A 17,285-nucleotide genomic window follows, 5' to 3' on the forward strand; every position below is an offset into this window, starting at 1 on the left:
TTGATGCCATTTTTCTTTATACTGTCACTGAGGCAGGTTGGACATTTGATTTCTAGAGTTATTTGCATTTCTCTATTTTATCAAAATTCAACCTGCTTTTTTTCAGCATACTTTTTGAAACACCACCGAAAATTTATCTGATCTTAAAGCTGCTATATCCACAAATATGAGTAGTAATTACTTTAATCAAGAGTCCACAAAGAACTTTGAAATACCTACATTCATCAAAAAGGGACTTACAGCTTTAAGAGAGGTTAAGCTAACGAGCAGCGAATATGGAATTAGTTCTTCTGCACGAATTTTTGAATCCGTGTTATATGCTCAAGTTAAAGATGCGATTATCTGCTTTGATGACTTTGAACGTATGTCAAACAAGCTTGATATAAAAGATGTCATGGGCTTGGCAAATCAGCTTAAACTAGAAAGAAATTGTCAGGTCGTTTTGATTTTAGATGAAGATAAAGCTGAAGGAGAGAATAAGAAAAAATATGCTGAATATAAAGAAAAGTTGATTGATGAAACCATAAAAATTACATCTGTTGAACCTTTGATTCGTGCAAATACAAAAGATATAGATGATGATTTAGTTAATTTGATGATTAAATTTGCTGAAGAGTTAGAGATTCATAATTTTTGATTTTTTCAAAAAGTCATAAAATTGTATAGCCAGTTTCTAGATCAACTACCTAAAGTGGTGGCCGATTCCACTAAACTAATTATTCTAACTAGAATTCTACAAGGTTATTTCATTTCTGATTTTGGTGTTAAATATGATTTTCAATGGGAAGATATCCAATTGGTTCTCGAAGATAATCAAAAAGATTGGTCTGAGAGGAAAGTTAAAACATATAAAGCATTACAGAATATTTCGTACAATTTTATACATTCTGATGTATGGCTTAGTGAGTTCAAAAAATGGTTTGATCAAGTAGATGAACTGGATTTCGGTTTATTAAAAGAGTTAGCTAGTTCTGAATTGATATCCGAAAAAAATAATGGCTATACAAAAAGTTTTCATGCAATAACTAAGAAATTTTGGAAGTTGCAAGCAGATGAAAATTTTCCTAAAGATTTATTTGAAATAACAAAAAAAGTAATAGGCTTAGAAAATTTAGGAAATATAAGTTTTGCAATTAAACTTCTAGAGCTATTTGGGCATTCCGATCAAGCGATCGAATTAGAATGTATTACATGTGAGTGGATACATGAACAAATGATTAGAAATAGAAGATCATTTATAGGTATAAATCAATTAGGTGAAATTAGACCCGTTTTTGAAGATTATATTGAAAAATTTGAGTTGAGTTCTGAACATTTACCAATTCTAGTTGATGCTGTTTTTAAAATATTTGTTAATGGCGCTGGAAGTAGTGAGGATGAGTTATCCGTAGAAAAAGCGAATAAACAACAATGGAAAGAACTGTTATTTATTCAAATCCTCCAAGATGAAAGATTTAATGATATTAATAGTAGCTATATAGTAAAAAAAATACTCGAAAGGCCTACTGCCTCAAATTTTAAAGCTTCTTTTAGAACAATGATCACTGAAATCTATGAAGAAAAAGGAAAAGAATCTGAATTTTATAAAAATTATATGGATTATCTGATAACTCGACTAGAGAACTAAATCTCCCCCTAACCCTGAGCCATATATGGCGCAAGGAAAAAGAGGGGGGGGAACTCCACTGAATTAATAATGGAATACTCCCTCCTTTATTAAAGGAGGGTTGGGGAGGATTGAATTACTTCAACATCGGCTTTAAGAACTTCGCTGTATGCGATACTTTATTCTTCGCCACTTGCTCTGGCGTACCTTCGGCAATAATCATACCGCCGCCAGCACCACCTTCAGGGCCTAAATCAATCACCCAATCGGCAGTTTTAATCACATCCAAGTTATGCTCAATCACCACAATGGTATTGCCCTTATTACGTAGCTCATGCAGGATGTCGAGCAACTTGGCAATATCATGGAAGTGTAGACCTGTCGTCGGTTCATCAAGCACGTACAAGGTTTTGCCAGTATCGCGTTTCGCCAACTCACGTGCCAATTTCACGCGCTGCGCTTCACCACCAGAAAGCGTGGTTGCAGACTGACCCAAACGGATATAACCCAAGCCAACTTGGTTTAAGGTTTCCAAACGACGGTGAATCACAGGAATAGCGTCAAAGAAATGCATTGCATCTTCAACCGTCATTTCTAATACATCAGAAATGTTACGACCTTTATAGCCAACTTCTAAAGTTTCACGGTTATAGCGCTTACCATGGCAGGCATCACAAGGCACATACATATCAGGTAAGAAGTGCATTGCGACTTTAATCATGCCGTCACCTTCGCAGGCTTCACAGCGACCACCTTTCACGTTAAATGAGAAACGACCCGCCGCATAACCACGTGCTTTGGCTTCAGGGGTTTGCGCAAACAGTTCACGAATAGGGGTGAACAAACCGGTGTAAGTTGCAGGGTTTGAACGTGGTGTACGACCAATTGGGCTTTGGTCAATATCCACGACTTTATCGAGGAATTGTAAGCCATCAATCGAATCAAATTTCTCAGCCGTTAATGTGGTTGCACCATTCAATTGAGTCGCTGCAAGCGGTAACAAAGTACGGTTAATTAGCGTTGATTTACCTGAACCGGACACACCTGTTACACAAGTCATTACACCTAGAGGAATAGTCAAATCGACACTTTTCAGGTTATGACCCGCAGCACCCATCAACTTGATTTGTTCTTCAGGTTTTGGCGGTTGTGTGCGTGTTTTCGGTACATCAATACTGAGCTTTCCTGATAGATATTGACCAGTTAATGAATCTGGATTTGCCAAAATTTCATCATAAGTCCCTTCGGCAATCACATGACCACCATGCACACCTGCACCTGGGCCAATATCAATAATATGGTCGGCGGCACGGATCGCATCTTCATCATGTTCTACAACTAGTACGGTATTACCTAAGTCACGCAAGCGTACTAGGGTTTCCAATAGGCGGTCATTATCACGCTGATGCAAACCAATAGAGGGTTCATCCAGCACGTACATTACGCCCATCAGGCCCGCGCCAATTTGCGAAGCCAAACGAATACGCTGAGCTTCACCACCGGATAGGGTTTCGGCAGAACGTGACAAACTTAAGTAGTTCAAACCCACTGAAACTAAAAAATGCAGACGTTCACGAATCTCTTTGAAAATCTTATCAGCGATTTCGCCTTTGGCACCGCTTAAGTTGAGGTCTTGATAGTAGCTTTCAGCATCGCCGATCGACATTTTGGTGATCTGTGCGATGGTCTTATCTAAAATTTTTACATTACGTGAGATTTCATTGAGACGCGAGCCATCGCAGGCATCACAGGCAGCATTGGATAAATACTGCGCCAAATCCTCACGGACATAGTTCGATTCCGTTTCACGGTAACGACGTTCTAGGTGAGGCAAAATACCTTCAAACGCTTGCACACGTTTGTGTGAGCGACCACGTTCATCAATATAACTGAGGTCAACTTTTTCTTTACCCGTACCATAAAGGAATTTCTTTTTGGTCTCGGCATCGAGTTCATTCCACGGCGTTTCTAAAGAATAGCCAAAATGATCGGCAACCTTTTGAATCATGCTGTAGTAATACGGACGCTGACGATCCCAGCCGCGAATCGCACCTTGGCTAATTGATACATCTGGACTTGGAATGAGTTTTTCGGCACTAAAATGGCTGCGGGTTCCTAAGCCATCACAAACAGGGCAGGCACCAAAGGGGTTGTTGAATGAAAATAGGCGTGGCTCAAGTTCACCGACAGCACGGTCACATTCAGGACAAGAGTGTTTCGCGGAGAACACACGGTCTTCTTTTTCACCTTTCATCCACGACAAAATGGCAATATCGCCACCTAAACGCAGTGCAGTTTCAAAACTTTCGGCAATACGATTACCTAAGTCATCACGGACTTTGAATCGGTCAACGACGACTTCAATGGTGTGCTTTTTCTTTTTATCTAGTTCAGGTGGGGTATCAATATCAATGACTTCACCATCGACACGGGCACGGACAAAACCTTGACCTTGTAATTGCTCAAACAGGTTGGTGTATTCACCTTTACGGTCACGTACTACAGGTGCGAGCAGCATCAGTGCTGTACCTTCTTCTAGCTCCTTAACTGCATCAACCATTTCCGACACGGTTTGAGCCACCATCGGTAAGTCATGTTCAGGGCAATACGGTGTGCCGACACGTGCATATAGCAGACGTAAATAGTCATAAATCTCGGTGATTGTGCCGACCGTAGAACGCGGGTTATGACTCGTCGATTTTTGTTCGATGGCAATTGCGGGACTCAAGCCTTCAATCGAATCGACTTCCGGTTTTTCCATTTGTGATAAGAACTGACGCGCATAAGCAGACAGCGATTCCACATAGCGGCGTTGGCCTTCGGCATATAAGGTATCAAAGGCTAAAGAGGACTTACCTGAACCGGAAAGTCCCGTAATTACCACAAACTTGTCGCGTGGAATATCGAGTGACACATTTTTTAAGTTATGGGTACGTGCGCCTCGAATACGGATATGACTTTGGCTCATGCAAGGGTCCTGAAAAGTTTCATCGAAAAACTTGTATATGATAGCGCATGAAAATTGTTCAAGTGTAAATTAAACCTAGATTTATGCATGTCTTTGTGAGAAAAAGGCCGAAACAAAATTTGATTGATCACGGAAATGCCAGCGCGCATTCAGGTGTCATCAAGACAGGACAATTCGAAAGATGACAGTTTTAGTAAAAGTAACAGGCTGTGTTGCCGTATTGATGGCTACATTTTTATTGGGTGCGTGTACGGAAACAAGCCACCTGAAAGTCGAAAAGTACAACACTCTGCAAGAAGCAACGACCGCGCTGAATCTTGAAAATGAAAAAATCGATTTATATATTGCTGAATTAGGACAAGCCAAGACGGATACAGAAAAAAAGCATCTAGCTTGCGACAAAATACCGAAACAATATGATTATGTATTGGCTCTGGTGGATGCCAACCAACACCTAATGACGGATGATGATCAAACAGTTCAAGCGCAATTTAAACAAATGGCTTTGGAGCAAAAAGCGCGCTTTACCAGTAGTCTTTGGTGTAAATAAACGGACAATGCGAAAAGCCACTTGAAGACTAATTCGATAGCGACTTTGATTTTTTAAACAGAAAGTGCTTATTGAGGTTATTTCAACACTAAGTCAGGAGTAGACTAGGCGAGTTTTTGCTAATGGAATATAAGCATGTTGTCTTTATTTTTAAAAAGTTTAATGGGCGCGCTGGTCGTGGTGCTGATTGCTCTGCTGTCTAAAAGTAAGGCTTTTTATATTGCTGGCTTAGTTCCGTTATTTCCGACTTTTGCTTTGATTGCACATGTGATTGTAGCCAGTGATCAAGGAGCGGCGGCTTTACAGAAAACTGCACTTTTTGGCATATGGTCACTGATTCCATATTTCATTTATTTGCTGATGGTTTATGTGTTGGCTACACGTTTAAGCCTCGTGGCATGTTTGAGTGTGGCAACCGTAAGTTGGATAATTGCCGCAGCGGTCTTGATTTATACTTGGCAAAGTTTTCAAGCTTAAAAATGTCTGTAATGGTATTTGGAACTTTGATTAATAAAACAGCATAAAAATTAAAAAAATATTCATTTTTTCCAATCGTTTATTAAATATGAGTGTGATGTTTATCACACATTAAATCACTATAATGGCCAAAAAAATGACTTTATAAATAATACAAGAGCAACTTATTGTGGGTAAAAATTTTAATTTGTTTGTTGGGGCTCTGCACAGGGGTGATGGCTTGGGCTGAAGATACCAAAATTCTTGGCTTTGAGCAGTTTATTGAACCACAAGCGGGACAAAGTTATAGCGTAAAGGCATCGGCTATTGCACCTAATGCTCAAATGTGGTCGGTGGTTTATATGGTGTTGCAGACCAATCAAGTTCCTGACGACACAGTATTAGATTTTAAAGTACAGCCTCAAGGTATTTTATTTAAAAATAATCCTGCCAAAAAAATTGACGAATATGGTTTCGAGGGAATCCGATTAGCGAATAAGAAAGAATTTGCATTTTCGCAATATTCAGATTTTGCAGAATTAATTCAGGATCAAACTGGTAAAACGATTCAGGATGCCTCTGTGTTTGATGTGAGTCGTGCACACGTCTATGCCAGAGTTGAAGACTGGGTGCCTGAATATAATGCACAATCCACGCAGCTTAATATTGAACTGGGGCAAATGCATGAAATGGATGTGAAAGGTTTATATATCGTCTTAGGTGAAGGTGAAAAACCTAAAGACTTAAAGACCATTGCCAATCTTGATCCTTTAATGAAATCACAATTCCAATCCGAAGAAACACAAGATCGTCACCGTATTCGCAGTGAAACACGCGAAGCCAAATTTGCTATTTTTTTAGTAATGATTGGCGTTGGTATTTTCTTAGGGTGGTATCGTTTTAAAAGTTAATTTTAGTCTTTAAATTTATTATCTGTTTGTATAACCGTCCTAGGGTAAAGACGGTTATATGTATAGCTTTTATTTTAAATAGGCCAAGTCCGTTGTTGGTAGGCACTGTCCCAAAACATCCATTCTAATTTAGCGGCATCGGTATAGGCTTTATGCATTTTGGTTAAGGTGTCAGCATCACAAGTCGCTGCGACTTTATCAATCGTGTGAATGACATTGTTCACTGCAGTATTAAATTCTTCACCTGAATAGGTGTCGATCCATGCTTGATAAGGGTTGTTTGGTACTGATTGATTCACAATGGCTTTACCCACTTCTGCATAAATCCAAAAACACGGCAACAACGAAGCCAGAACGACTGGATAGCTTTCTGACCAGGCTGTTGCGGTTAAAAATGAAGTGTAATGGTGGCAGGCAAGGGTCAGTGGTGTATTTTCAAATTCTTCTTTGCTGATGTTAAAGCCTTGCATAAAGTCATTGTGTAAGCTGCGCTCGACCACAATTGCAATTTTTGCCCCTTCAGAAAACTGAATGACATCATCTGCCTCAAAGGCTTTTGCGGCACATACAGCTAAGGCACGACCATAGGCCAAAAGATAGTGGGCATCTTGAATCACATAATGGCTGAAGGCATCTCGGCTTAATGTGCCTTGAGCCAATTCCTGATTAAACGGTAAATTTAAAATCTGCTGATACAGTTCAGCATTACGTTGCCAAACATCTTGCGAAAAAAGCATTGGATCTTCCTACAAATTCAATCAATGAAGCATGTGCATGCCATATGGTGGCATCAGAATAGAATGTTTCATCTTAGAGTGTTTATTCAAAATGTAACGAAGATTTTTTTGGTTTCGATCATAAAAAGCGTCATAATCGCGGCATAAAACTCAACTCTATCTTTAGTTTTAGTTTTACTCTTATTTTGAAAAAACAGGTCGATCTACCATGATGAAACATTTTGGTTTCTCTATCTTCTTTACGATCGTGTGTCTGGCTATTTCTGCTTATTGGGGCTTTACGCATGGCCCAAATGCGGGCTTACAGGCCATGTTTACGGCTTTGACCATTACTGCAATTTTGGCAGTGATGGAAGTGTCATTGTCATTTGATAACGCGGTGGTGAATGCATCGGTACTTCGTGGTTGGGATCATTTCTGGAAAATGATTTTCTTGACCGTGGGTATTGTGATTGCTGTATTCGGTATGCGTTTGATTTTCCCAATCGTCATTGTTGCTGTAACGGCAGACATGGGCGCAATGGAAGTGGTGCAATTGGCACTGAATAATCCAATTGAATACTCTGCCAAGTTGATGGCACATCATGCTGAAATTGCAGCATTTGGTGGTGCTTTCCTTTTATTGGTGTTCTTAAACTTCTTCTTAGATGAAGGTAAAGATACTCATTGGTTCCGTTGGTTAGAACGTCGTTTGGCAAATCTTGCGAACGTTCCAGCCATGTCGGTATTTATTGCGCTCATTGCACTTTTAGTAATGGCGGCAAATATCGCTGAAGAAACACGTCTTGCTGTGGTTATGGCGGGTATCTGGGGTATTGTGATTTATATCGGTGTACAAGTATTGAGTCACTTACTGGGTGGTGAACCTGAAGTTGATGAAAATGGTAATGCGGTTGGTCACGATGCGAATGGAGCGCCAACGGGCGTGATCAAAGCAGGCTTTGGTGGCTTCCTTTACCTTGAAGTACTGGATGCATCGTTCAGTTTTGATGGTGTAATTGGTGCTTTTGCGATAACCTCTGACGTTGTGATCATCATGTTAGGTCTTGCAATTGGTGCGATGTTCGTACGTTCAATGACGATTTACTTGGTCGATAAAGGCACTTTAGATGCATATATCTTCCTTGAACATGGTGCGCATTATGCCATTGGTGCACTTGCATTCATCATGTTAGCGAGTGGTACAGGTGTACACGTTCCTGAAGTGGTAACTGGTCTGATTGGCGTGGCATTTATTGTTTGGGCCGTGATCGCCTCAATCCAATATAAAAAACGTCAACAACAATTGGGCGGTTAATCCCTGCTCAAGCTTGAAAGGCTTACAAAAGCGCAGCACTGGCTGCGCTTTTTGTTTTTTAGATGATGATCATCTTTAATTTAAATAAAAATCCTGCTTCGCTGCACGCTGAATGTCCTATAATCCCATTCCAAGATTAATGAATTTTTAACCAGCTATGATGAATGCTCTTGAACGACGCTCAACCTTTGCTTTGAGCAGCATATTTGCCTTGCGCATGCTGGGGCTGTTCATGATTATTCCGGTATTTTCTGTAGCAGGACAGGAGTATGCAGGAGCGACACCTGCATTAATTGGTCTTGCAGTCGGTGTATACGGTTTAACTCAAGCGATTTTACAAATTCCATTTAGTTTAATTGCGGACCGCTATAGTCGTAAGCCTTTGGTGGTTATTGGGCTATTGCTGTTTGCGTTAGGTGGTGCAATTGCAGCCATGTCGGACAGCATTTATGGCGTGATTATTGGTCGTGCAATTGCGGGCGGTGGTGCAGTTTCAGCGGTGGTCATGGCTTTACTTGCCGATGTGACCCGCGAAGAAAATCGTATGAAAGCCATGGCAACCATGGGTATGAGTATTGGTGTGTCTTTTGCTGTAGCCTTCAGTTTAGGCCCTTGGCTCACTGGTTTAGTGGGAATCTCAGGACTATTTTGGGTGACAACCATTATGGGACTGGCTGCCATTTCAATGTTGCTATTGGTGCCAAAAGTGACCCGTCACCATCGTAACTTTCAGCAAGGTTATGTGGCACAGCTTAAACAAGTGTTGAAAATGGGTGATCTTAACCGTTTACATGTCTCGGTTTTTGCATTGCATTTATTACTCACTGCCATGTTTATTTATGTGCCTTCACAGTTAATTGATTTTGCCCAAATTCCGCTTAGCTCACATGGTTTGGTGTATTTGCCATTATTGATTTTGAGTCTGTTGTTTGCTTTTCCAAGTATTGTTTTGGCGGAAAAATATCGCAAAATGCGTGGCATTTTCTTAACTGCAATTGGCGGCATTATCCTAGGTTTAGGGATTTTAATATTTGGTTTTGAATCGAAATATATTCTGTTGCTCGGTTTAGGCTTATTCTTCATTGCCTTTAATGTGATGGAAGCATTGTTGCCATCGTGGTTATCAAAAGCAGCACCGATTCAGTCGAAAGCAACAGCAATGGGCGTGAATGCGAGTAGTCAATTTCTCGGTGCATTTTTTGGCGGGATGATTGGTGGACAACTATTAGTGCTAAACAATACAGCGATGGGTTGGGGGATTTTAACGGCCTTAGCGATTGTATGGTTGCTGATTAGTTTTGGTTTGGCACAGCCGCGTTATCTGTCGTCAATGGTATTTAGCTTACCGGATGACAAACAAACAGATGAATGGACTTCTCAGCTTTTGGCAATTCGTGGTATTGAAGAGGTCGTGGTGATGTCTGACCAACAAGTGGCTTACGTAAAAGTGGATAAGCAGCAAATTGATGAATCTGCGCGACAACATTTAACGCACTTGTTAGGGAAAGAGGTAGCCATTTAAGCATAACTCTTATAAAGTAAATAATAGAAATAAATAGGAAGAATACGTCTGATGCGTGGTGTAAATAAAGTCATTTTAGTCGGTACTTTGGGTAAAGACCCAGAAACTAAAACTTTTGCAAATGGTGGTTCATTAACCCAATTTTCAATCGCGACAAGTGATTCGTGGACTGATAAAAATACGGGTGAGCGTAAAGAGCAAACTGAATGGCACCGTATTGTGTTGCATAACCGTTTAGGTGAAATTGCTCAGCAATATTTGCGTAAAGGTTCTAAAGTTTATATTGAAGGTTCATTACGTACACGCCAATGGACTGATCAAAATGGTCAAGAGCGTTATACCACTGAAATTCGTGGTGAACAGATGCAAATGTTGGATAACAACCGTCAACAAGGCGAGCAAGGTCAAGGCGGTGAGTTTAACCAACCACGTTTTAACAACCAACAAGGTGGTTATAACAATAACCAAAACCAAGGCGGCTACGGCAACCAAGGTGGTTATGGAAATAACCAACCTGCTCAAGGCAACAGCTATGGCAATAACAACCCAAGTGGTTTTGCACCGAAGCAACAACCTGCACCAACGCCAGCACCTGCAGCAGCGGATTTAGATGACGACTTACCATTTTAGTACATATATCCGTTCTAATTTTTAAAACGGTAAATCATCATCCAAAAAGCCCTCAATATTGAGGGCTTTTTTATGTGTATCTAAATGTTAGCCAGTACTGTGTGCAGCATTGAGTGAATAGATTATGGATTGGAAGCGTCGATTAAACTCGAAATGTTAATATAAATAATGAATCTAAAAAACCGATAGTTTTTATAAAAAAGTACGGTTTTACCTATGATAATATTTTTCGTATTCTAACTTCAACAGAGAAACAAACCTGAAATGAGTTAGAGGAATATCACATGAGTTTAATTAACACTGAAGTAAAACCATTTAACGCAACAGCTTACAAAGATGGTCAATTTGTTGAAGTTTCAGAAAAAGACTTCTACGGTAAATGGTCTGTTGTATTCTTCTATCCTGCTGATTTCACATTTGTATGTCCAACAGAATTAGGCGATCTTGCTGATCACTATGCTGAATTCCAAAAAATGGGCGTAGAAATTTACTCAGTATCAACAGATACACACTTTACACATAAAGCATGGCACGATTCTTCTGAAGAAATTAAGAAAATCGAATACCCAATGGTTGGCGATCCAACTTGGACCTTAGCGAAAAACTTTGACGTATTGATTGAAGCGGATGGCCTTGCAGATCGTGGTACCTTTGTTATCGATCCTGAAGGTAAAATCCAAATCGTTGAAATCAACGCAGGCGGTATTGGTCGTGACGCATCTGAATTAATGCGTAAAGTAAAAGCGGCACAATATGTACATGCTCACCCAGGTGAAGTATGTCCAGCGAAATGGAAAGAAGGTGAAGCAACACTTGCACCATCAATTGATTTGGTTGGTAAAATCTAAGATCGATTCAGTTTGACTGAAATACAAAAAGCCAGGACATTGTTCTGGCTTTTTTATGCATACGAAAGATTAAATTAAATAACCATCATGTTGAGGGCCATATTCACGAATACCTTCGACCAAATACTCAATTAATTGTTCCATCACTAAACGTTGCCCTTTACGTGAAGCGTAGACCAACTGGATGGTTCCGACATTTGAGCACCATTCGGGGAAAAGGTGAATTAAGCGTCCGGCTTCAATATCGTCTTTGACCGTGAGATAAGGCAGGTCGGCAATCCCTAAACCATCTAAAACAGCATAATAGGCACCAGCCAAGTCATTACTTTTGATGCGTGGGTTGAGTGAAATTTCAATTTGTTCTTGTTGCGCTAAATGATGTAAATGCCATTGGTGGCGATTTTTTTGTGTCCCTAACACAATACTTGGAAATTCACTTAACTCGGTAATATGCTCAAGTACACGCCCTTGTAAGACCTCAGGGCTAACCACTAAACAATGCACGGTTTTAATTACGTCACGTACAATAATGCTAGAGTCTTCATTTTCAGCAAAATTGGTACGAATGGCGAGATCAATATCGTCATGTAATACATCAACCCGACGGCTAGATAGTTCAAGCTCAACTTGCACTTTAGGATGATTTTTAAGGAACTGATTAAGTAACGGGCGAATTTGACGTTCCATCATGACAGGTGGGTAACTAATTTTAACCAATCCTTCAGGTTCACTTTTTTGTTTTAACAGCACGTTGTGCGCACAGTCGACTTGCTGAATTATTTTTATGCATTCTTCATACAATTCTTGGCCTAATGTCGTGACCTTAAAGTGTCGTGTAGAACGCTGAATTAACGTAATATTGTATTTTGCTTCGAGGTCTAAAATGCGTCGACTGAGTTTAGATTTAGTTATATTTGATGCTTCGCTTGCAGCACTAAAACCACCGTGTTTCACCACCAGATAAAAGTAGTAATAATCATCAAATGAGTGCATACATCACCTAAATTTATATCCAAAAATGGAAGTTATGCCCAAATCATACGTGAATGTGGCGGGGCTTAATATGAAAAAGCGATCCGAAGACCGCTTTTTTTATTGGCAAAATAAATTATTTTGCAGTGTTTTTTACATAGCTTGTGATCAAGTTTTTGTAATCAGGGATATGCGCACCGAACAATGCACCTAAACCGTCAATGTCATTACGCCAATCGCGGTGTAATTCACCCGCAGCAGCAAACCAAGTTAGTAATTGAGCGCCAGCTTGTGACATACGATCCCATGCAGCATCACGTGTCATCTGGTTAAACGTACCAGACGCATCGGTAATTACGAATACGTCAAAGTCTTCGGCAAGTGCTGAAAGTGTAGGGAACGCTACACAAACTTCAGTCACGACACCTGCAATGATGAGTTGTTTTTTACCCGTTGCTTTTACTGCTTTAACAAAATCTTCGTTGTCCCAAGCGTTGATTTGGCCAGGACGAGCAATGAAAGGAGCGTCTGGGAACATGTCTACAAGTTCAGGAACAAGCGGGCCATTTGGACCGTCTTCAAAGCTTGTAGTTAAAATTGTTGGAAGATTAAAATATTTAGCTAAGGCTGCAAGTGCTAGCACGTTATTTTTAAATTTATCTGGGTCGATATCACGAACCAATGAAAGTAGACCTGTTTGATGGTCAACGAGAAGAACTGCTGCGTTGTCCTTATCTAAACGTACGTAAGGTTTGCCCATTATATTTTCCTCATTCAAATTTGTTTTTTTCACCCCAATTGCAGGGTGAAGATGAAGTTGCCTAAATCAGAATAATGGCAAAAACAGGACAATAGAACCGACTGTGATGAGAAGCTTAATCATAAATTTGGGATAATATGCAAGTGTATGAATTTTTTTTGCAAGAATAGGCGATTCAACTTCAATGGCTCGAGCTAAATAAAAGTATTTAAAATCATTAATTGTTCTAAATATGAGATATTGAATATTGTTTGATAGATGGTGATTGGACTAGGGAATAACTAAAATAACTACATGTTCATCAGATCCACTGAATATAGGAGCAAAAGATGAAAAAAGTTATTGGTGTGTATCGTAACCAGCAAATGCACTGGGTAGGAGATGGCTTTCCTGTTAAAAGCTTATTTTCTTATGATCGTCTTGGTCAGGCGATTAGCCCATTCCTGCTTTTGGATTATGCTGCACCATATTCATTTGACCCAACTACTGCACAACATGGGGTAGGATCACACCCACATCGTGGTTTTGAAACGGTGACGTTGGCCTATAGTGGCGAGGTGACTCATAAAGATTCAAGCGGTGGCGGCGGAACCATTCAAACTGGTGATGTGCAATGGATGACTGCAGGCTCTGGTGTAGTGCATGAGGAGTTTCATTCGACACACTTTGCCCAACAAGGTGGTTTATTTGAAATGGTGCAGTTGTGGGTGAATTTACCTGCCAAAGATAAAATGACTCAACCACGTTATCAAGCGCTACGTGCTGCGGATATTCCTCAGATAGAGCTTGAAGACAATGCTGGTCATATTCGCATCATTGCAGGTGAAGCCTCAGGTCAAACTGGCCCTGCTCATACTTTTAGTGCAATAAATGTGTGGGATGGTGAGCTGAAAGCTGCGCATGAAACCACTTTACATGTACCTGAAGGTCATAACACCATTTTGGTCGTACTCAGTGGTGAGGTGCTGGTCAATGCAAGTCAAAAAGTGCTAGATAGCTCTATGGTCATGTTTGCTAAAGACGATATAGCGATTCAGTTGGAAGCTGTTCAAGACAGTAAGTTTTTATTGTTAAGCGGAGAACCATTAAATGAACCTATTCAAGGTTATGGCCCATTTGTGATGAACAGTAAAGCTGAAATTATTCAAGCTTTTGATGATTTTAATCAAGGAAAGTTTGGTCAAATTGCAGTGGCGACAGAAGCTTAATATCAGGTTTGTTCTGAGCAAAAAAGAGAAAAAAAAGCCTCTGAATATTCAGAGGCTTTTTGTTTTTACGCTGTATTGTTTCTTCTTGTCATGATTTTAAGATCATTTTATTTTTGTATATAGTGTGATGTATTTATCACTTTCTTGTGCTGCGCATCTTAGCGGTATCGAGGACTGAAGTAAACCAAAAGTTATAAAAATGGTTAATTTAATTGATTGGTTTTACAAGTTAATTAAAATTTATTAAAAAAATATTTTAAAAAACCGATGCTTAAATAGGTGCTTTTTAAGTGTAGTTATTTGTAATTATGCATCTGCTGTCTCAATATTTAAATTCATACAAAAAAAGCGAATCTGGTATTTTTTAATAGCTATTTTTTAGTGCTGATCAGTCATAATTTTATCGGTATTTTATAGATGGACAAGCAGATTGGATATTGCAATCATCGGTAGTGGCATGGCTGGGCTAGCTACCGCAAGAATTCTTAAAGATGCAGGGCATAACATTACAATTTTCGAAGCTCTGCCTGGTCGTGGTATGGACAGCCACAGCACTGAATTTGAAGGTGGGCTCATTGATGCTCCATTACGTGTGATGAATCCTCATTTATGGAAAAACACTCTGAGTTTGGCTGCACATTTGGGTATTCAGACCTTTCCTGTCCGGACTTATATGGCATGTAGTTGGTTATTTGAAGACCGTACAGAGACATGGCTCACCACCAGTCGTAGTCGTATTGGTAATTTCCCAATTATTAATAACCGTAAAGGTTTACAGCAGTATGGCTGGCGCTTGGTCAAAGGTATGTTACAGCTGAAAGCTGCGATTACACGCTTTTTCAAATCGAAAGAACAAGACATCACTTTGGCTGAATTTATAAATCAAAATGATATTGAAGAAGTATTTTGGCACGGTGCGGTGATGCCAGTGCTTTACACCATTTGTACCTGTAATCCAAAAACAATTGGTGAATGGCCAGCAAAACCGTTATTGATTTTCTTACGTCAATTAACTGATGGTGATGCTTTACTTCGTATTCAGGGTGGAACACCAGCACTGGTCGATAAACTGGTTGAGGGCATTGATATTCAAAGCGGTGCAGCAATTACCAAAGTTTGCCAGCAAAATGAGCAAGTATTGGTTGAAAATGCGTCGGGAGATCATCAAATCTTCGACCGTGTCGTTGTTGCAACGCCAACCACAAAAATTGAAGAATTTTTGGATGCAGCGCAATTTGCAGATGACATTGCTTTGTTAAAAAAATTTAAATTTGAACAAGGTGAATTGGTCATTCATACCGATCAGACGGTGATGCCGCCAAAACGTAAAGATTGGGCAGTACTCAGCTATATGATGGATCGTAAATTTACCCGTCAGCAATTTACAGTGTGGCTCAACTCGATTGAACCGAGTTTGGTTGGTAAAACACCTGTGTTCCAAACTTGGCGTCCCGTGACCGAGATTGATCCTAAAAAAATCATTTCTTCTGTAACGTTAACGCGTGCTGTGGTGGACTCACAAACGGTTGCATTGAACAAAGAATTGCAGCAACGCCATTTGGCAACAGATCGAAAAGTCTTTTTCTGCGGCTCTTGGTCATGTGATGGATTACCTATCTTAGAATCTGCGGTGACATCTGCGATGCATATTGCAGAAATCTTCGGTGCACCATTGCCGTTTGTGGGCTTAAAACCTAAAGTGGAGGTTGCCCCACAACTCGGTTATTAAAATGAAATGGCTTCAAGCAATTCAGCAAAAGCTTCCCCAACATAAATATGCGATTAATAGTCACTTACTTGGGGATGAAGCGGAGCTGGCTTGGAGCAATTTAGGCTACTGGGCGGATGCAACTTCCGCCTATCCGCACGCTTGTCAGCAACTGGCAAAACACCTCGCACAATCGATTCAACTTGATTCAAAAGACGCGCTGCTCGACCTAGGTTGTGGACAGGGAGCAAGTCTTATTTTTTGGCTAGAACATTTTCAAATTCAAAACTTATCCGCAGTAGAATTACAGTCCGCGTGCGTGGAAAAAATTAAAAAAAATTTAAATTCAAAAGTAAAAATACAGACAGAATCTTTTTTGAATTTAAAAAATATTTATTCCCAGCCATGTATGGATGCAGTGCTTTGCATTGATGCTGCATATCATAGCGATCTGAATTCATTGCTTTTATCTGTATTTAAGGTTTTGAATTCAAAAGGGCGCTTTGCGTTTCATTATTTAATGTTGTCTGATCCGTTTTTGAATTTAAATTCATTTCAAAAACTGAAATATCAAAGTTTGTTAAAAGCTGCTGATGTGAATTTAAAACATTTAAATTCAAAACAAAAATTGACAGCACAAATCCAACAATCTGGTTTTGAAGTGCTAAATATTGAAGATTTAAGTGCAGAGGTTTTGGCTGGATTTGCAGCTTATATTGAACAACAGGAAAATGCATCGACAGTAAGTTTGGATCAACTAAAGATTCAGATGACGGCAAAACTATGTAAAAAACTGTATGAGGATGGATTAGTACGTTATGTACAAATTAGTTTGAGCAAGCCTGAATAAGAAAATACAAGCTCTAGAAACATCAAAACCTCACTTAAAAAGCGAGGCTAAGAAATGGTGCCGGCACACGGATTCGAACTGTGGACCTACTGATTACAAGTCAGTTGCTCTACCAACTGAGCTATGCCGGCGTTGTGGAATGCATTCTACAGATTTTTGAACTGCACGCAAGCCAAAAAATAATCAAATAGTTTTTTATTTACAGCTTTCTTTAGGAAAGCTGGGTGGTAGCCTTTCACAGTTTCGAAATTTAAAAGGGTGA

General features: G+C 39.8%; 16 protein-coding genes and 1 tRNA gene. 12 read left to right on the forward strand and 5 right to left on the reverse strand.

Annotation, left to right across the window (positions count from 1 at the left end; genetic code table 11):
- The first annotated feature begins 166 nt into the window (after nucleotides 1-166).
- Nucleotides 167-637, forward strand: a complete 471-nt coding sequence (locus FTT84_RS00005; RefSeq protein ID WP_180079508.1) for a hypothetical protein — start codon at nucleotides 167-169, stop codon at nucleotides 635-637.
- A 57-nt stretch (nucleotides 638-694) separates the two neighbouring features.
- A complete protein-coding gene (locus tag FTT84_RS00010; protein WP_180191829.1) occupies nucleotides 695-1,627 on the forward strand; it encodes a hypothetical protein in 933 nt (310 codons plus the stop codon).
- A 115-nt stretch (nucleotides 1,628-1,742) separates the two neighbouring features.
- On the opposite strand, the gene uvrA is transcribed toward FTT84_RS00010, so the two are convergent.
- A complete protein-coding gene (gene uvrA, locus FTT84_RS00015) occupies nucleotides 1,743-4,574 on the reverse strand; it encodes an excinuclease ABC subunit UvrA (protein ID WP_067761542.1) in 2,832 nt (943 codons plus the stop codon).
- A gap of 181 nt (nucleotides 4,575-4,755) precedes the next feature.
- Here uvrA and FTT84_RS00020 point away from each other — a divergent pair, with 181 nt between their 5' ends.
- From FTT84_RS00020 to FTT84_RS00030, 3 genes are all read left to right on the forward strand, one after another.
- A complete protein-coding gene (locus FTT84_RS00020) occupies nucleotides 4,756-5,124 on the forward strand; it encodes a hypothetical protein (RefSeq protein WP_180079512.1) in 369 nt (122 codons plus the stop codon).
- Between the two features lie 135 nt (nucleotides 5,125-5,259).
- Entirely contained in the window at nucleotides 5,260-5,601 is a 342-nt protein-coding gene (locus FTT84_RS00025) for a GlpM family protein (protein WP_067761538.1), read from the forward strand.
- Nucleotides 5,602-5,768: 167 nt separating this feature from the next.
- Nucleotides 5,769-6,491 carry a hypothetical protein gene (locus FTT84_RS00030; protein WP_180058353.1) on the forward strand — a complete coding sequence of 241 codons (723 nt, stop codon included), beginning with the start codon at nucleotides 5,769-5,771 and terminating at the stop codon, nucleotides 6,489-6,491.
- A gap of 74 nt (nucleotides 6,492-6,565) precedes the next feature.
- Here FTT84_RS00030 and tenA read toward each other — a convergent pair whose 3' ends face one another.
- Nucleotides 6,566-7,228, reverse strand: a complete 663-nt coding sequence (gene tenA / locus FTT84_RS00035; RefSeq protein ID WP_067761534.1) for a thiaminase II — start codon at nucleotides 7,226-7,228, stop codon at nucleotides 6,566-6,568.
- Between the two features lie 208 nt (nucleotides 7,229-7,436).
- Between tenA and FTT84_RS00040 the strand changes: the two genes are divergently transcribed.
- The 4 genes from FTT84_RS00040 to ahpC all read left to right on the forward strand — a co-directional run bounded on the left by FTT84_RS00040 (nucleotide 7,437) and on the right by ahpC (nucleotide 11,525).
- On the forward strand, nucleotides 7,437-8,525 hold the full coding sequence (locus FTT84_RS00040) for a DUF475 domain-containing protein (protein ID WP_067761532.1): 1,089 nt from the start codon (nucleotides 7,437-7,439) through the stop codon (nucleotides 8,523-8,525).
- Nucleotides 8,526-8,682: 157 nt separating this feature from the next.
- Nucleotides 8,683-10,047: an MFS transporter gene (locus tag FTT84_RS00045; protein WP_067761530.1), complete on the forward strand. Its 1,365-nt coding sequence runs from the start codon at nucleotides 8,683-8,685 to the stop codon at nucleotides 10,045-10,047.
- Nucleotides 10,048-10,098: 51 nt separating this feature from the next.
- The gene (gene ssb, locus FTT84_RS00050) at nucleotides 10,099-10,677 is read left to right on the forward strand and encodes a single-stranded DNA-binding protein (RefSeq protein WP_067761528.1); all 579 of its coding nucleotides are present in this window, start codon (nucleotides 10,099-10,101) and stop codon (nucleotides 10,675-10,677) included.
- A 284-nt stretch (nucleotides 10,678-10,961) separates the two neighbouring features.
- Entirely contained in the window at nucleotides 10,962-11,525 is a 564-nt protein-coding gene (gene ahpC, locus FTT84_RS00055; RefSeq protein ID WP_067761526.1) for an alkyl hydroperoxide reductase subunit C, read from the forward strand.
- Nucleotides 11,526-11,594: 69 nt separating this feature from the next.
- On the opposite strand, the gene FTT84_RS00060 is transcribed toward ahpC, so the two are convergent.
- The gene (locus tag FTT84_RS00060) at nucleotides 11,595-12,518 is read right to left on the reverse strand and encodes a LysR substrate-binding domain-containing protein (protein ID WP_067761524.1); all 924 of its coding nucleotides are present in this window, start codon (nucleotides 12,516-12,518) and stop codon (nucleotides 11,595-11,597) included.
- A gap of 115 nt (nucleotides 12,519-12,633) precedes the next feature.
- Nucleotides 12,634-13,257 (reverse strand): isochorismate family cysteine hydrolase YcaC, encoded by a 624-nt coding sequence (gene ycaC / locus FTT84_RS00065; RefSeq protein WP_180079514.1) that lies wholly within the window; start codon nucleotides 13,255-13,257, stop codon nucleotides 12,634-12,636.
- A 329-nt stretch (nucleotides 13,258-13,586) separates the two neighbouring features.
- On the opposite strand from ycaC, the gene FTT84_RS00070 reads away from it, so the two are divergent.
- The 3 genes from FTT84_RS00070 (at nucleotide 13,587) to FTT84_RS00080 (ending at nucleotide 17,023) form a co-directional block, all read left to right on the forward strand.
- Nucleotides 13,587-14,465, forward strand: a complete 879-nt coding sequence (locus FTT84_RS00070) for a pirin family protein (protein WP_180058348.1) — start codon at nucleotides 13,587-13,589, stop codon at nucleotides 14,463-14,465.
- Between the two features lie 430 nt (nucleotides 14,466-14,895).
- On the forward strand, nucleotides 14,896-16,194 hold the full coding sequence (locus tag FTT84_RS00075; protein ID WP_067761518.1) for an FAD-dependent oxidoreductase: 1,299 nt from the start codon (nucleotides 14,896-14,898) through the stop codon (nucleotides 16,192-16,194).
- A 1-nt stretch (nucleotide 16,195) separates the two neighbouring features.
- Nucleotides 16,196-17,023, forward strand: coding sequence for a cyclopropane-fatty-acyl-phospholipid synthase family protein (locus FTT84_RS00080; RefSeq protein ID WP_067761516.1), 828 nt, complete (start codon nucleotides 16,196-16,198; stop codon nucleotides 17,021-17,023).
- A gap of 55 nt (nucleotides 17,024-17,078) precedes the next feature.
- On the opposite strand, the gene FTT84_RS00085 is transcribed toward FTT84_RS00080, so the two are convergent.
- Nucleotides 17,079-17,154 (reverse strand) — tRNA-Thr (locus FTT84_RS00085).
- Between the last annotated feature and the right edge of the window lie 131 nt (nucleotides 17,155-17,285).

The sequence above is a fragment of the Acinetobacter sp. YH01019 genome, assembly GCF_013420285.1.
Lineage (GTDB): Bacteria > Pseudomonadota > Gammaproteobacteria > Pseudomonadales > Moraxellaceae > Acinetobacter > Acinetobacter gandensis.

Coding starts and splice junctions, on each gene's coding strand:
- uvrA (WP_067761542.1), bottom strand. CDS start 4,574: ATGAGCCAAAGTCATATCCGTATTCGAGGCGCACGTACCCATAACTTA.
- ycaC (WP_180079514.1), bottom strand. CDS start 13,257: ATGGGCAAACCTTACGTACGTTTAGATAAGGACAACGCAGCAGTTCTT.
- FTT84_RS00070 (WP_180058348.1), top strand. CDS start 13,587: ATGAAAAAAGTTATTGGTGTGTATCGTAACCAGCAAATGCACTGGGTA.
- FTT84_RS00040 (WP_067761532.1), top strand. CDS start 7,437: ATGATGAAACATTTTGGTTTCTCTATCTTCTTTACGATCGTGTGTCTG.
- FTT84_RS00045 (WP_067761530.1), top strand. CDS start 8,683: ATGATGAATGCTCTTGAACGACGCTCAACCTTTGCTTTGAGCAGCATA.
- tenA (WP_067761534.1), bottom strand. CDS start 7,228: ATGCTTTTTTCGCAAGATGTTTGGCAACGTAATGCTGAACTGTATCAG.
- FTT84_RS00020 (WP_180079512.1), top strand. CDS start 4,756: ATGACAGTTTTAGTAAAAGTAACAGGCTGTGTTGCCGTATTGATGGCT.
- FTT84_RS00080 (WP_067761516.1), top strand. CDS start 16,196: ATGAAATGGCTTCAAGCAATTCAGCAAAAGCTTCCCCAACATAAATAT.
- FTT84_RS00005 (WP_180079508.1), top strand. CDS start 167: ATGAGTAGTAATTACTTTAATCAAGAGTCCACAAAGAACTTTGAAATA.
- ahpC (WP_067761526.1), top strand. CDS start 10,962: ATGAGTTTAATTAACACTGAAGTAAAACCATTTAACGCAACAGCTTAC.
- FTT84_RS00060 (WP_067761524.1), bottom strand. CDS start 12,518: ATGCACTCATTTGATGATTATTACTACTTTTATCTGGTGGTGAAACAC.
- FTT84_RS00025 (WP_067761538.1), top strand. CDS start 5,260: ATGTTGTCTTTATTTTTAAAAAGTTTAATGGGCGCGCTGGTCGTGGTG.
- ssb (WP_067761528.1), top strand. CDS start 10,099: ATGCGTGGTGTAAATAAAGTCATTTTAGTCGGTACTTTGGGTAAAGAC.